At 47.1% G+C, this 13,259-nt stretch carries 17 protein-coding genes; 5 read left to right on the top strand and 12 right to left on the bottom strand.

Annotated elements, in window-relative coordinates; translation table 11 throughout:
- The first annotated feature begins 184 nt into the window (after window positions 1-184).
- The 4 genes from ACO0KZ_RS03245 to ACO0KZ_RS03230 all read left to right on the top strand — a co-directional run bounded on the left by ACO0KZ_RS03245 (window position 185) and on the right by ACO0KZ_RS03230 (window position 3,817).
- Window positions 185-1,300: a Re/Si-specific NAD(P)(+) transhydrogenase subunit alpha gene (locus ACO0KZ_RS03245; protein ID WP_422992656.1), complete on the top strand. Its 1,116-nt coding sequence runs from the start codon at window positions 185-187 to the stop codon at window positions 1,298-1,300.
- Window positions 1,301-1,457: 157 nt separating this feature from the next.
- Window positions 1,458-1,820: an aspartate 1-decarboxylase gene (gene panD / locus ACO0KZ_RS03240; protein WP_186890396.1), complete on the top strand. Its 363-nt coding sequence runs from the start codon at window positions 1,458-1,460 to the stop codon at window positions 1,818-1,820.
- A gap of 228 nt (window positions 1,821-2,048) precedes the next feature.
- Window positions 2,049-2,372 (top strand): NAD(P) transhydrogenase subunit alpha, encoded by a 324-nt coding sequence (locus ACO0KZ_RS03235; protein ID WP_186921579.1) that lies wholly within the window; start codon window positions 2,049-2,051, stop codon window positions 2,370-2,372.
- Window positions 2,372-3,817, top strand: a complete 1,446-nt coding sequence (locus ACO0KZ_RS03230) for an NAD(P)(+) transhydrogenase (Re/Si-specific) subunit beta (protein ID WP_422992653.1) — start codon at window positions 2,372-2,374, stop codon at window positions 3,815-3,817. The genes ACO0KZ_RS03235 and ACO0KZ_RS03230 overlap by 1 nt, the downstream gene beginning before the upstream one ends.
- 121 nt (window positions 3,818-3,938) lie before the next feature.
- Here ACO0KZ_RS03230 and ACO0KZ_RS03225 read toward each other — a convergent pair whose 3' ends face one another.
- The 9 genes from ACO0KZ_RS03225 to ACO0KZ_RS03185 all read right to left on the bottom strand — a co-directional run bounded on the left by ACO0KZ_RS03225 (window position 3,939) and on the right by ACO0KZ_RS03185 (window position 10,754).
- Window positions 3,939-4,253 (bottom strand): hypothetical protein, encoded by a 315-nt coding sequence (locus tag ACO0KZ_RS03225; protein WP_422992651.1) that lies wholly within the window; start codon window positions 4,251-4,253, stop codon window positions 3,939-3,941.
- 987 nt (window positions 4,254-5,240) lie between these two features.
- Window positions 5,241-6,077, bottom strand: a complete 837-nt coding sequence (locus tag ACO0KZ_RS03220) for a metallophosphoesterase family protein (RefSeq protein ID WP_422992649.1) — start codon at window positions 6,075-6,077, stop codon at window positions 5,241-5,243.
- On the bottom strand, window positions 6,074-7,075 hold the full coding sequence (locus ACO0KZ_RS03215) for a diacylglycerol/lipid kinase family protein (RefSeq protein WP_422992647.1): 1,002 nt from the start codon (window positions 7,073-7,075) through the stop codon (window positions 6,074-6,076). The genes ACO0KZ_RS03220 and ACO0KZ_RS03215 overlap by 4 nt, the downstream gene beginning before the upstream one ends.
- A complete protein-coding gene (locus ACO0KZ_RS03210; protein WP_422992645.1) occupies window positions 7,076-8,164 on the bottom strand; it encodes a DUF3616 domain-containing protein in 1,089 nt (362 codons plus the stop codon).
- Window positions 8,165-8,200: 36 nt separating this feature from the next.
- The gene (locus ACO0KZ_RS03205; protein ID WP_422992644.1) at window positions 8,201-8,719 is read right to left on the bottom strand and encodes a YqhA family protein; all 519 of its coding nucleotides are present in this window, start codon (window positions 8,717-8,719) and stop codon (window positions 8,201-8,203) included.
- A gap of 17 nt (window positions 8,720-8,736) precedes the next feature.
- Window positions 8,737-9,219 carry a DUF456 domain-containing protein gene (locus ACO0KZ_RS03200; protein ID WP_422992642.1) on the bottom strand — a complete coding sequence of 161 codons (483 nt, stop codon included), beginning with the start codon at window positions 9,217-9,219 and terminating at the stop codon, window positions 8,737-8,739.
- Window positions 9,220-9,408: 189 nt separating this feature from the next.
- Window positions 9,409-9,732 (bottom strand): low molecular weight protein tyrosine phosphatase family protein, encoded by a 324-nt coding sequence (locus ACO0KZ_RS03195; RefSeq protein ID WP_422992640.1) that lies wholly within the window; start codon window positions 9,730-9,732, stop codon window positions 9,409-9,411.
- A gap of 171 nt (window positions 9,733-9,903) precedes the next feature.
- Complete coding sequence (locus tag ACO0KZ_RS03190) at window positions 9,904-10,293, bottom strand: DUF5329 family protein (protein WP_422992638.1); 390 nt, start codon at window positions 10,291-10,293, stop codon at window positions 9,904-9,906.
- A 68-nt stretch (window positions 10,294-10,361) separates the two neighbouring features.
- On the bottom strand, window positions 10,362-10,754 hold the full coding sequence (locus ACO0KZ_RS03185) for a hypothetical protein (protein ID WP_422992636.1): 393 nt from the start codon (window positions 10,752-10,754) through the stop codon (window positions 10,362-10,364).
- Between the two features lie 213 nt (window positions 10,755-10,967).
- Between ACO0KZ_RS03185 and ACO0KZ_RS03180 the strand changes: the two genes are divergently transcribed.
- Window positions 10,968-11,570 carry a YceI family protein gene (locus ACO0KZ_RS03180; RefSeq protein WP_422992633.1) on the top strand — a complete coding sequence of 201 codons (603 nt, stop codon included), beginning with the start codon at window positions 10,968-10,970 and terminating at the stop codon, window positions 11,568-11,570.
- A 16-nt stretch (window positions 11,571-11,586) separates the two neighbouring features.
- Here the strand turns inward: ACO0KZ_RS03180 and ACO0KZ_RS03175 are convergent, their stop codons facing one another.
- The 3 genes from ACO0KZ_RS03175 to ACO0KZ_RS03165 all read right to left on the bottom strand — a co-directional run bounded on the left by ACO0KZ_RS03175 (window position 11,587) and on the right by ACO0KZ_RS03165 (window position 13,257).
- Window positions 11,587-12,108 carry an NADPH-dependent FMN reductase gene (locus ACO0KZ_RS03175; RefSeq protein ID WP_422992631.1) on the bottom strand — a complete coding sequence of 174 codons (522 nt, stop codon included), beginning with the start codon at window positions 12,106-12,108 and terminating at the stop codon, window positions 11,587-11,589.
- 191 nt (window positions 12,109-12,299) lie between these two features.
- Window positions 12,300-12,557: a hypothetical protein gene (locus ACO0KZ_RS03170; protein WP_422992629.1), complete on the bottom strand. Its 258-nt coding sequence runs from the start codon at window positions 12,555-12,557 to the stop codon at window positions 12,300-12,302.
- A gap of 157 nt (window positions 12,558-12,714) precedes the next feature.
- Window positions 12,715-13,257 (bottom strand): CNP1-like family protein, encoded by a 543-nt coding sequence (locus tag ACO0KZ_RS03165; RefSeq protein ID WP_422992627.1) that lies wholly within the window; start codon window positions 13,255-13,257, stop codon window positions 12,715-12,717.
- Window positions 13,258-13,259: the final 2 nt, after the last annotated feature.

Below are 13,259 nucleotides of genomic sequence, written 5' to 3'. Positions count from 1 at the left end.
TTGGAGGATTTCTAACCTCCAGTTCGATTTAAGTGTTTTGAACGCCGTGGTGAGATAAATCGAAATATCAATCATCTTGTTTGTCTTTTACCCAAGGACATGCAATTCGCGCAACATGAAATACCTGAAGTAATCGCTTTAGAAATTGAACCCAAGGGTATCAAAAATAAAAAGGAGTATCTTTATGAAAATCGGCATTCCCGCCGAAACACGGTTGGGCGAGACGCGCGTTGCGGCGACCCCAGAAACAATTAAGAAATATGTGAGTGCCAAGCACGAGGTCATCGTGCAAGCTGGTGCTGGTATTGCTTCCTCGATTACCGATGAAGCCTATCAAGCGGCTGGCGCGACGATAGCTTCCGCGGCAGACGTTTTTGCCGCAGATTTGATTTTGAAGGTGCGTGCACCGTCTGCGGAAGAACGCAGTTTGATCAAATCAGGCACAGTGATCGTCGGCATGCTCAACCCTTTTGATGCGGAGAATATTGCAGCGATGGCAGCACATGGCATCACCGCATTTTCGCTAGAAGCTGCGCCGCGTATCACACGTGCTCAGTCATTGGACGTACTATCTTCACAAGCCAACATCGCTGGTTATAAAGCAGTGATGCTGGCGGCGAATACTTATCAGCGTTTCATGCCTATGTTGATGACGGCAGCTGGTACGGTCAAAGCTGCGCGCGTCTTGATTATGGGTGTTGGTGTCGCAGGTTTGCAAGCGATCGCCACCGCGAAACGTCTAGGCGCAGTGATTGAAGCGTCTGACGTCCGTCCTCCTGTCAAAGAACAAGTTGAATCTTTGGGTGCGAAGTTTATCGATGTGCCCTACGAAACCGAAGAAGAACGTGAAATCGCCAAAGGTGTGGGCGGCTACGCACGTCCTATGCCGGCTGCATGGATGGCACGTCAAGCGGCTTTGGTACATGAACGCGCTAAACAAGCGGACATTATCATTACCACGGCTTTGATACCTGGACGTAAAGCGCCGATTTTGATCTCTGAAGAAACGGTCAAAGCGATGAAACCGGGTTCTGTGATCGTCGATATGGCGGTTGAACAAGGTGGAAATTGCCCTTTGTCTGAACTGAACAAAACTGTCACCAAATACGGCGTCCATATTATCGGCGAACCGAATCTGGCAACGCTGGTTGCTGCCGATGCATCGGCTTTGTATTCACGCAATATTCTCGATTTCTTGAAATTGATCATCGACAAAGATGCAAATCTGGCGATCAATAAAGAAGATGAAATCGTCGTCGCTACCATGATGTGTTCTGGCGGCGAAGTGTTAAAGAAATAAATTTGAAAACGATGAAGATCACTTGAATCGCAGAAGCGCAGCGACTCTATAGTTTTAAAGAGAGAAATCTCAGCGATCCCTGCGCCTCTGTTACGAAAGTAGATTTTGATTCGTTTTTAATCAGTAAGTTTTTGAATATCAAGTAGTTGAGGAAATTATGCAAAGAAATATGTTACGCGCCAAGATTCACCGTGTTTCAGTTACCCAATGTGATTTGAACTATGAAGGTTCATGTGGCATCGACCAAGATTTACTCGATGCTGCCGACATTAAGGAACATGAACGCATTGAACTCTACAACATCAATAATGGAGAGCGTTTTGCAACCTACGCGATTAAAGGTAAGCGCGGCAGTGGTGAAATTTCATTAAACGGTGCTGCAGCACGTCGCGTACAACTGGGTGATTTAATGATTATTTGCACTTACGCACCGATGGATGATGAAGTCGCGGAAAATTTCAAGCCAAAAGTAGTGTTTGTCGATGCAAAGAACAAAATCACTAGTTTGAAAGAATATTGAACTGTGTAGTTTCTTAGACGTGATGAATAAAGAACTACGGACGTCTGATGCTACTCAGTGAAGCCCAACACTTTGATGTGTCATTCCCGCGAAGGCGGGAATCCAGTGGTGTAGAAGCCCAAAGCTACTGGATCCCTGCCTTCGCAGGGATGACGATTAAAAGAACTAAGCTTACCTGCACAGCATCACTACTGAAGTCCCTTTTAACGTAAATAAAGAGAGAACGTCATGGATGTAGTAAGTCATACACTCACTAACCTGATCATTTTTGTACTGGCAATTTATGTCGGTTATCACGTGGTCTGGACCGTAACACCCGCATTGCATACGCCTTTAATGGCGGTGACCAATGCGATCTCCGCCATCATCATCGTCGGTGCGATGTTAGCGGCAGGTTTGACCGAAGGTGTCCTCGCGCAAGTGATGGGCACGCTGGCAGTCGCACTGGCGGCGGTCAATGTCTTTGGCGGCTTCTTAGTCACGCAAAGGATGTTAGAGATGTTTAAGAAAAAAGAGCCCAAAGCCAAAGTTGAACAGAAGGAGGCGCAATAATGAGTATGAATCTCGTGACGATGCTATACCTGATTGCATCGGTCTGCTTTATTCAAGCGCTAAAAGGCTTGTCCCATCCATCGACTGCACGCAAGGGTAATACCTTCGGCATGATCGGTATGGCGATTGCCGCTTTCACGACAGTCGCTCTGATCGTTAAGTTGAAAAACGAGGCGGGTGGTGCGGGTCTTGGTTATGGCTTAGTGATACTTGGTATCGTGGTGGGTGGCGGTATTGGTGCCACATTAGCTAAACGCGTAGAAATGACTAAGATGCCAGAATTGGTGGCAGCGATGCATTCACTGATTGGTTTGGCCGCGGTATGTATTGCGGTTGCAGTGGTTGCTGAACCATGGATCTTTAGTATTACTACACGTGATGCGGCGATTCCATTTGGTAACCGTATCGAGTTATTTATCGGTACTTTCGTTGGTGCGATTACGTTCTCTGGTTCGGTGATCGCGTTCGGTAAATTATCGGGCAAATACAAATTCCGATTATTCCAAGGCGCGCCAGTGAGTTTTGCTGGTCAACACATGTTGAACTTGGTCTTGGCCATCGCAATGATAGGTTTGGGTTTGGTATTCTGTTTTGATGGTGGCGTCGCTCCTGCTTGGACACCGTTCATCCTGATGACGGCGATTGCATTCGTGTTGGGTGTACTGATCATCATCCCTATCGGTGGCGCGGATATGCCAGTGGTGGTGTCGATGTTGAACAGCTATTCCGGGTGGGCGGCGGCAGGGATTGGCTTCTCACTCAATAACTCCATGTTGATTATTGCCGGTTCCTTAGTTGGTTCTTCTGGCGCGATTCTTTCATACATCATGTGTAAGGCAATGAATCGTTCTTTCTTCAACGTGATTTTGGGCGGTTTCGGTGGCGCTCCGGCAGAAGCCGCAGCAGCGGGTGGCGCGCAACGCACGGTCAAATCGGGTTCACCTGATGACGTCGCTTTCTTGTTGGGTAATGCGGAAACGGTCATCATCGTTCCAGGCTATGGCTTAGCGGTAGCACGTGCTCAGCATGCGTTGAAAGAGTTGACTGAGAAACTTACGCACAAAGGCATCACTGTTAAGTACGCGATTCATCCAGTGGCAGGTCGTATGCCGGGACACATGAACGTGTTGCTGGCCGAAGCGGAAGTGCCGTACGACCAAGTGTTTGAGATGGAAGATATCAATAGCGAATTCGGACAAGCTGATGTGGTCTTAGTTCTCGGTGCAAACGACGTTGTTAATCCGGCCGCTAAAGATCCAAAATCGCCTATCGCTGGTATGCCGATTCTGGAAGCCTACAAAGCTAAAACGATTATCGTGAACAAACGTTCTATGGCGTCTGGTTATGCTGGTTTGGACAATGAGTTGTTCTACATGGATAAGACCATGATGGTGTTTGGGGATGCTAAGAAGGTGATTGAGGATATGGTTAAAGCTGTGGAATAGACGGTTTTTCTATGTTTTGATTGCTTGTGAAAAAGCCCGCAAATCTTTGGATTTTGCGGGCTTTTTTTGTTGCTTAGTATTCTAAGAGTTTGAAGGTGCGATTAGCATCAGAATATTCCAACTATGTTGAATGTTGCTTTCTTCGAGTGTCGATTAATTTACTGCAATGATGTGACAATTTTGGAAAATCGTTAGCGATTCTGTTGAGTACATTCTCCATCTGAAGTTGGTCTTCGAACGGAAAAATTTCATTCATTAACAATGCAATTTCAATCTTCTCGCTATCATTCCCAAGTAGCCAAGCCTCTATTGTTTCCATGATTTGTCTATCGTTCTCATCCAAAATCCATATTAAACGATCAAAAATTTCTGCAAGAGCTATAGCTGGTAGGTTTTTAGCTCTATGTTCATAGAGATATTCAGCGAGGTTTTTCATTCTCGTTTCTCGTTAGTTTGATTGGCGAATTATGTTTGTACAACCTATGGTTTTTTTTCTCTGTTGTATCGTAGTGTGTAGGTCGGGTGTGGCCTGACAGCCACTCACTTTCTTTGCTTCGCCAAAGAAAGTAAGCAAAGAAAGGCGATCACGCTGCCACTGCCCTTCGGGTTCCCAATTGTGCAAGACAAAAATGGGGAGAGTCAGAAACTCGCTACGCTCAAACATCTGACTCTCTTTTACCCATTTCTGCCTAGCACAATTGGCAGTGTCAGAAGTGGAACAGCGTTAAAGTCAAAAGCAACGGCAACTTCAAAACAATCAATACCGAAGGACACTCAATTTTCTAATAGCTGTTGTAGGTCGTTGCTTTTGAATTTGCTTTTGAATTTGCTTTTGACCTACCCCCGTTTGAGACCATGTAATTTGTGCTTCACAGAAAATGGATAAGAAAGTGTTGTTGTCTGAGCGTAGCGAGTTCCAACACTTTCCCATTTTTTGTGATGCACAAATTATGCTGAAGCGAAGCGTAAGCACCCCGAAGGGGCGAGTCTACGGTCGCCTTTTTTTGCGAAGCAAAAAAGGTAATTGGCTGTCGGGCCACACCCGACCAACAGAAGCTTGAGAAAACGAAAAGGTCGAATCTGCAAGATCGCAAACACGCACCAATTTATATCAAAAACTTCCCAACCTTATCCTTCAAAATCGTAACCAACGCAGAATCCATGTATTCGTTATACATCAGCTTACAAGACGTCAGTCATAATGTAACGGAAGAAGGATTTTCAAATTCTAGTTCAATAAAATTGAGCACATACACAACAATAACATTAGACATCCATCTTGAAATGCAACCAATCAAATTATGCTTGCTTTGCGCCAAATTTAGTGGGTTAGACCGCTTGTGTCTGTACAACTCAGTTGAATAAAAATGATGATTAGCCATCGACGTTTCCAAAATGAAGACGTGTCTAGTCTAAATCTTGTTTAGCTGCACGGAGGGCTGCCATTGTTCTGTGAATTGAGTTTGTGATTTAACGGATGTACTTCGCTCAATTTTACAATTTCAAAATTGGACTCCTTGGCTGAAAAATCCCATTGCTCTATGTGGCAGCCGCCCATCTTGGCGTGGACTCCCCAGCGTAAAATATTTACTGAATTCGGCACACCGGATCGCACTCGCGATGAGACTGCGGTGCCAGCCTGTACTGCCCACGTTGGTCTAGCTAGACCAGCAAGTGGCAGCACGTAAGGTAGATGGATGTGCCCACCCATGACAAGATCGGCACCAGCGGCAGACCAAGCGGGTAAGGCTTCAGAATGACCGCGAAGTAGATGGACTTTATGTTTAGCGCGCGTCACAGCGATTGGTTGGTGGACGACGATAATGCGTAATTGCTCGGCACTTGCTTGTGACAATAAGTCGGTAACGCGCGCGATTTGTTGTGCGGATAATTCACCGTGTTTATGACGCCATGCGCGTGTGGTGTTGACGCAGATAATCATCATGTCGGGCGATGAATAGAACGGTTCCAACTCCGATCCAAAAGCGGCGATATGGCGAGCGTAGGGATTGCTTAGGCGCGACCATATATTTAGTAGCGGGATGTCGTGGTTGCCCGGAATTGCCAGGAAGGGGACGTGCAGGCTATCCATAAAGCGACGTGCTGCGTGGAATTGTGCTGGCCTCGCGCGTTGCGTGATATCGCCGGATAGTACTAAGAGATTCGGTTTCTGCTGTTTCACCAAAGACGTGAGCCCCGCCATCACTTGTGGCTGTTCGGTGCCAAAGTGAGGATCGGAAATCTGCATGATGACGCTCATGCGTCGTGACTTTCGTTTGACACCTCGGCGCTGGCAGCATTGCTTGTCGGCGCTGGTTTCAACAGATACAAAGGTTTCGATAGCACTTGAAAGTGAAGTGGCGCGCGCAGGCGGGTGACTTCGCCATCGAACGCGACCTTGACCCCGCGACGACCGGGACTTAGTGTGGGGCGAACCACTAAGTGGTTGAAGCTAAAGTGTTCGATATCCTCGGCTGTACCAAGATTACCCATTGCACCATGCCACATCAGTCGCAACATCGCTAAGGTGCCGATGGGGCGTAACATGACCGCGGTCAAATGGCCTGGTGTATCGGGAAGTGTTAGGCGCGGCGGTACGCCCAATTGTTCTAGCTGTAAGCGATTGTTACCAACAAAGAGCGTCAGGGCTTTGACATTGCGCACGGCGCTTTCTTGTTCGATGCGCATGCGCAGTCGTCGTTGTGCGCGCAGTAGGGTGGCGCTTGCGGCCCAGAATGCGACCCAGCGACTGCGTCCAAAACGCGCTTTGTAAGCTTCGCGATCTTCGAGTAAATCGGGGTAAAGTCCGAGACTGGCATTGACCAGAAACACATGCTCATTCACAGCGGCGACTTGCACAGGCCAAGGCGACCATTCCAGAAGTTGTCGAGCAGCGATGGCTGGATCGTCTGGAATTTCATGGGTACGGGCAAAGTAATTGAAGGTGCCTTGTGGTATGACTCCCATCGGGCAGCCTAACGCGTGCGCGGCTTGTGCCACGGTATTGATCGTGCCATCGCCGCCAACTGCAATGACCGCGCTGTGATTGGCGATTGCCAAGTCGGCGGCTTGTCGCGCCACTTGTGCCAAGTTGGCGGGGCCACTAAAAATTAAATTGCCCTGACGTTGTGTTGCCTGTAGCGCGTCTTCGATGAGTTGACGTTTGGCGTCTGCTGCACTACTACCTGCCGCCGCATTGATCACAAACTGAAGCGGCGCTTCAGGGGCGATGTGCGGGGCAGGCCAGTTCGATTTCACTTAACGCTGCCGTAATAAGTCGCCAAACACGGTATGCTCACCCTCTTTGCGATCAGCACCTGGCGCGTCGTATAGTACCAACCAACTTGCTTTACCATCCGACAGCTCAACTGGTAAATTACAGATGGCTTCAGCGCGATTGGTACCGCGTCCATGTGGCAGCGAGATGGATTCAGTCAGACTAGATTCAAAACGAGCTGGTTCGCGGTTGGCCGTTAAAAATGGGCGCGCGGCAGGCCATTTAAAAATACGGATGTCGCCATTGAGTACCATGGTCGGGCCAGCCAAAATATAGAGATCCTCGCCAGAAAAATGCAGGTCACGCACACCTAAACCGTCAAGCTGTAAAAAGTGCTTGCGCATCATTGCACCGGTTTCATCCAATGGCGCTATGCGGAGTTGATCACCGCGTGCTTCGACGGCAATTTCGATTAAGGCTGACCAACCGCGCAGCACGGGGCCACGCAAGCCGAGCAGTAAGCGATTACCGTCAATCGCCAGACCCTCAATGTCAAAGCCATTGTCTTTGCCCGGGATCGCCATGTAAGGACCAAAGTGCGGATCGTCTGCTAACAAGCGGGTCAATTGATTGTGCTCGGCATCGCCTTTGAGGCGTTTGGCACGGCGCCCATCTTTCGCCTCTTTGACCAAACAAGGTTCACCTTTGGCATCTGGCTCGATGGGAAAGCAAGCCAGCAAGCGACGATTGCCATCCAAGGCGACCTTTGCTAGTCGCTTGGCGTTGTCCGCATGACTGCGTTCCGGTTTCGCATTTTTTCGTTTGAGTCCATGCGAACCAACTACCCAGAGATAGTCGCCAGCAACGGCCATGCCTTCAAGATCCGCTTCTTCGTCAGCAGCGCCAGGGAGGTCCAATAAGTCGGCTAATGGAAAATCGCGTACCTCACCAAAACGCAGAGATTCTCCACCGACCGAATCAAGCTTGCGCAAGCGATCCAAGCCGCAGGCTTCATCGCCCGCCACCCACAGCCAATTGTCTGTAAAAGCGGCCCCCGATAAGTTGGATTGCACTAAGGAGCCGGGTGTGAATTCCAGTCTGACAGCATTTGCAGATCGATTATTTGGCATTTTGGTGCTCTTCCTAAGTCGAGATGGGGCGAACGCTTATGTTTTGTCGTGGGTGAGTCGTTCTGCAAACGAGATACCGATGGCCGACAAGACAAACAAGAAGTGGATGACGGCAATCAAGGTCACCATTTGAATGTTCTCCAAACTGAGATCACTACTCAAATACGTCTTCAACGCGTGCACGCCAGAGATAGAGATGATGGCAAACGCGAGTTTCAATTTCAGGTTATAGGTGTTGACGTGATCCAGCCAGTCGGGTTTTTTCATATCGGTGTTGTCAAAGTGCCCGGTGGTCACGAACAGCGATACACCTGCCAAAGCAACGACCCATACTAGCTGTGCCACCATGGTCATGTCGACCAATTCGAGTACCTTAATGATCAAGCCAATTTTTTCGAGATTGCCAAACAGCAAGGTGTTCATCAGCTTGTATGTCTCGTACAAAAATTTACCCAAAATCCCAACAATGATGCCTACCAGTCCCATATAAAACAATAACATCATGATCCGCATGCCATATAGCATTGAACCTACGCTTGCCAGTAGCTTTTCCATTTTTTTCCTTACAAAATTTAAACCCAAAGGGCGATTAAAAAGATTCCTAGCATCATAAACGCAATCACAATCTTGGCAATCATTCCCAACATAATACCCAACCAAGTTGCAAAGGCCACCCGGGCTGCGCGCTGGTGGTTTTTTTGCGCCCAATACTCGCCAATTGCCGCCCCAACGAGCGGCATAAACAGCACGCCAATTAGACCCATAAATATCCCCACAACGGTGCCCACCGCTGCGCCAACTAAGGCTAGCTTGCTCGCTTGCGCACGCTTTGCCCCCAGTAGACCAGCCACAAAATCAAGTGACGAAGCGAATACCGCTAAGAAAGTGATGAACACCATGGTGCCAACACTGACACGAGAAAAATCCTCGCTCCAAGCACCCAAAAGCAAACCTAGCCACACCAGTAAAGTACCTGGCAGCAAAGGCAGCACCGAGCCCGCTAGCCCCAAAAACACCAACACCGCGCTAACAATCCACAAATAATGACTATCCATAGTTCGCTTTCGAGATGATTAAAGACCTTATTTAGCAGGGCGTGCAACGCTTCTCTATTGCTATGTGCTTTCACCAAAATGTTACTCACCACTAAGTGGTGACTGCTAAAAAAATTTCAATATTATTATTTTAGTTCCCGCAGTGTACCTTCAACCTAGAAAAGAATTTTCACTCGGTTCGACTCAGGTTTACATCAAAAACTTCCCAACTTTCGCTTTCAAAATCGTAATCAATAACGGATCCATGTATTCGTAATCATCCGGAATATCCAAACAAATAATCCGTTTATTGCTGAGATAAGGTCGAAATTTTTTGGATAATTTTGTGCGATGCGCTTTCTCCATCACGAAGATAATCGTCGCCCATGCGATTTGTTCGGAGGAGAGTGGGGTTGTGGCATCATTACCTAAACCCGCTGAGTCAGTTTCGACGTCAGGCCACGAGGCAAAAATTTGTTCTGCGGTTGGGCTGCGCAGCCGGTTTTGGGTGCAGATGAAGAGCGCGCGTTTCATTTTGATATGTGGGTTTTCAATTGTGTTCTTTAATATCGGTTATTGCTGGGTTGATGACCGTGAATTAGCGACTGTAAGCTTGTTCTTTTACATAGGCGTGGGCATCAGCATAAAGTTGGTCCGGTGATGTGGATTGTTCGTCTTTATCTTTAACTTTGACTTGATCTAACTTTATTTCGAAGTGCTAGAAGTGCCTGAGCCGCGTATAGTTTTTAATTGTTCCAGCAACCAAGTTTTACTTTCCATTGCTGGATTATTACCGCATTTGACTTGATAGGCCTTGCCGCTAGTACTACTTACGGAGGCCGCATGTGTAATGAAATCCTCTGTGTTTTTGATCATATTCTTATTCTCGAAATATTCTAATTTCTTGGTTAAATGTGACTGTGCTTCAGCCCCTGAATACCAAGTGCCATTGCGATTGAATTGGCAACCTGAGGCTTGTAGTTGTTTGAACAGCATGTCAATTTCTCCGCGCGTTGCGCTTGGCGCTTGCGTTGCTAAGCTGTTGTGGCAGAAGCTGACCAAAAGGACTGAGATAAAGAAACGCTGAAACTTCATATGAAAATTCCTGAGGTTTGTTTGCAAAAGCGGTGGAAAATCATGTGTGGCGAAATAGATTTTTGACTCTAAATTTCTAGTATGCGCACTTGTAAGACATTGCCTTCTGGGTCGTGTCCATCGCAGGCTCGAACACCTCTAGCTACCCATTCGTGCTCTGTTGGCTTGATTAGACCGCCTAGTTCGCTCGCGGTTTGGCGGGATGCAGCGATATTTACGACTGGCAAGCAGAGTTTAGTGTAAGAATCTTCGCGTACTAGAACGGTGCCTGCTGAGGGAATTCGAGGTGATGGCTCTCCATATAAAGCATGAATGACTAATTCGAAGCCTGCTATGTTTAAGATGGCGTAGGAAGCTTCTTCATGCAGAATCTGCATCGCGGCGATAGTCCTATAGAAATTCGTCATGCGTGCAACATCGGTGACAAAAAGAACCATGCAAACGCTAGGTGAGGATGCCATTGTAGTTTCCTAGTTTCTCGATTTGTTATGAATACCGGATGTAGCCGCTTAAGTAATGTATAAAGGATAAATTCTATCTCACATTATCCCATGTCTTTTTCTAGCACTTCGGTTATAAACTCGCGGGTCACAGAAGCCAGTTTGAACTGTATAGTAAAGAATCGAACTACAATACTTAGTACATCAACCTGGAACATAAACCGGAGATTCAGTATGCTACGTCAAGTCTGGACTTTTCGAAAATGCTTACAGCGCAGCGCAGTGGGTCTGATCTTGTTTGGTGTCGCTGCATCGCCTTCAATCGCCGCTGATCGTTATGTCATCGATCCTACCCACACGTATTCTATTTTTGAATATTCACATTGGGGACTGAGTTTGCAGCAAGGTCGTTTCGAAAAAAATAGCGGTTTCATTGAACTTGATTTGGAAAAGAAAACGGGTAGCGTGCAACTTGATATTGACGCTGCTTCTGTGAGTACTGGAAATAGTATGTTTGACAGCGCGTTACGTTCTGGTAATTTTTTTGATACAGAGATATACCCAAAGATCAGTTTTAAATCAACTTCTGTACAGTATGATGAAAAGGATAATCTGATTGGATTGGAAGGTGATTTGACGATTAAAAATATCACAAAGCGAGTCAAGTTTACTTTGACGCAATTCCGTTGCCGATTTATGCCTTTGTATTTTAAAACGGCCTGCGGTGCGAATGGTAATGCAAAGATCTTGCGTAGCGACTTTGATGTCGGTCGTTACACACCATTTGTTAGCGATGAAGTGACGTTGTATTTTAGCGTTGAAGCGATTAAGGAGTAGGTTAGGGTCACAGATCCTAGTGAGCTAACTTGATTTTTATCGCATTCAGCGCCGTGGATATCAAATTGCGGTAAGGGTCTGTATTGGCTAGTTCTTCAGCGCTGAGCTGACATGCAGTGACGGGGATACGTAGACATGCTTCTATAATGAGTTGCGCATTCATGGTGTGCAGAATTTCTTTAAGCGCCGCATCAGCGTGTTCTGCGCGATGTGATGGATTAAATACGGCAACTGGTTTTCCGGTAAAGGGCATGTAGCCTACCAGCCAGTCTAAGGCATTTTTTATTGTGCCTGTAATGCCATGCGCATATTCGGGGCTAGCAATGATGATTGCATCCGCATCATCTATCGCTCGCCACAAAGCTTGTACCTGAGCAGGTATATCGTGTTCTAAATCTGGATTGAATAAGGGCAGATGGCCTAGACTGCTGAAGATGGAGAATTCAATTTTGGACTCTCCTAAGATCGCACTCGCCTGAAGCAAAGCAAGGCTCCTGGAGTGTTGGCGTAAGCTACCGCAGAGGGCGAGTACTTTCATCGATGTTTAAATTTTCTTAGTGAAATGGGGGCTTATCTTAACTCTTTGCGAATAACCAGTTTTAAACCCGACCTGATTTCCTTGACCGAGCAAACCTTGATGTCGACTAAGCCCAGCGGCAATGCTAATTCCCGTACCGTATCTTATGTGATGTCGGTGGGGATCTTGGACGCCTTTTGGGGCCATGAAACCTATATCACGCCCTTGGTCTTAATGGCACTTCTCAGCGCTATCAATTCCGCATGTAGGGGTATCTTTTGTTCGGCAAAAACATGCACGATATCGGTGGATGAATCAGGCTTCACTTTGAATAGAACACCGCTAGGAATTGGCGCAAGTAGTTCCAAGTAATCATTAGGTGCATGCAAGGCACATACCTCGCAGTTTTCTGTAAGGCCTAGTTTTTTTGCAAGTGATGCACCTGAATAACCGGAGCTTTGTGTATTCATGTCAGCCTCAAACTCTATTAATTCGCCTAGGCTGATGTTTTAACATGGGCAAGATAGGCATGCAGTGAGCTCGCTTATACCTACTTTCTGCGTCTGACCTTATGGCTATCTAAAAAATACAGCGTGTCTAAGGGAGTATGCTAGAGCCAGCGCGGACTTAATGATACTGCTTAAGGGATTGATTGGTTTTCAGACGCTGTATGATTTTTTCTACATTGCCAGCAATGCTGCCAGCTTCGCATACAAAATCCCACGCCAAACTGCTGTGCTGTTTATTGACGCCTTTGTTGCTGATTTCATCCCATTCATTGCGACGGGAGGGCGACCAAGTACCATCGGTACGACCAAATGCGAACAGACGTTTTTCGTAACTATCACAACGTATGCCTTCGTAACTGACGTTCTTGGCACCTGATTGGCTGGTGGATACGATGGTGTAGCGTAAGCTACCGTCCGCTACGATACTGAGGGATTTACTATCGATGAAGAAGCTTTGGCTTTCGTTACTATAAAAACCTAGCAGATTTTCTGTCACAGGTGCGGCGGGGAACTGTATTGGGCTATCCACCCAAGTTTTTGTCGGTTTGTCGCTGGTCTCTTGTGCCGTAGCTACAAGAATAAAGCACAAGCTCAGACCGCAGGCACGCAGGACTTGTTGCGCTGTGCATGAGAATGAATGAAGCGGTGTGAGCTGGTGCATGG

Source organism: Undibacterium sp. Di24W (assembly GCF_049340325.1).
Taxonomy (GTDB): domain Bacteria; phylum Pseudomonadota; class Gammaproteobacteria; order Burkholderiales; family Burkholderiaceae_D; genus Undibacterium.
This window is presented reverse-complemented; position numbering and strand designations above follow the sequence as displayed.

Bases quoted from the DNA above. Each gene is read 5' to 3' on its own strand.
- ACO0KZ_RS03245 (WP_422992656.1), top strand. From the start codon at position 185: ATGAAAATCGGCATTCCCGCCGAAACACGGTTGGGCGAGACGCGCGTT.
- panD (WP_186890396.1), top strand. From the start codon at position 1,458: ATGCAAAGAAATATGTTACGCGCCAAGATTCACCGTGTTTCAGTTACC.
- ACO0KZ_RS03235 (WP_186921579.1), top strand. From the start codon at position 2,049: ATGGATGTAGTAAGTCATACACTCACTAACCTGATCATTTTTGTACTG.
- ACO0KZ_RS03230 (WP_422992653.1), top strand. From the start codon at position 2,372: ATGAGTATGAATCTCGTGACGATGCTATACCTGATTGCATCGGTCTGC.
- ACO0KZ_RS03225 (WP_422992651.1), bottom strand. From the start codon at position 4,253: ATGAAAAACCTCGCTGAATATCTCTATGAACATAGAGCTAAAAACCTA.
- ACO0KZ_RS03220 (WP_422992649.1), bottom strand. From the start codon at position 6,077: ATGAGCGTCATCATGCAGATTTCCGATCCTCACTTTGGCACCGAACAG.
- ACO0KZ_RS03210 (WP_422992645.1), bottom strand. From the start codon at position 8,164: ATGCCAAATAATCGATCTGCAAATGCTGTCAGACTGGAATTCACACCC.
- ACO0KZ_RS03205 (WP_422992644.1), bottom strand. From the start codon at position 8,719: ATGGAAAAGCTACTGGCAAGCGTAGGTTCAATGCTATATGGCATGCGG.
- ACO0KZ_RS03200 (WP_422992642.1), bottom strand. From the start codon at position 9,219: ATGGATAGTCATTATTTGTGGATTGTTAGCGCGGTGTTGGTGTTTTTG.
- ACO0KZ_RS03195 (WP_422992640.1), bottom strand. From the start codon at position 9,732: ATGAAACGCGCGCTCTTCATCTGCACCCAAAACCGGCTGCGCAGCCCA.
- ACO0KZ_RS03190 (WP_422992638.1), bottom strand. From the start codon at position 10,293: ATGAAGTTTCAGCGTTTCTTTATCTCAGTCCTTTTGGTCAGCTTCTGC.
- ACO0KZ_RS03185 (WP_422992636.1), bottom strand. From the start codon at position 10,754: ATGGCATCCTCACCTAGCGTTTGCATGGTTCTTTTTGTCACCGATGTT.
- ACO0KZ_RS03180 (WP_422992633.1), top strand. From the start codon at position 10,968: ATGCTACGTCAAGTCTGGACTTTTCGAAAATGCTTACAGCGCAGCGCA.
- ACO0KZ_RS03175 (WP_422992631.1), bottom strand. From the start codon at position 12,108: ATGAAAGTACTCGCCCTCTGCGGTAGCTTACGCCAACACTCCAGGAGC.
- ACO0KZ_RS03170 (WP_422992629.1), bottom strand. From the start codon at position 12,557: ATGAATACACAAAGCTCCGGTTATTCAGGTGCATCACTTGCAAAAAAA.
- ACO0KZ_RS03165 (WP_422992627.1), bottom strand. From the start codon at position 13,257: ATGCACCAGCTCACACCGCTTCATTCATTCTCATGCACAGCGCAACAA.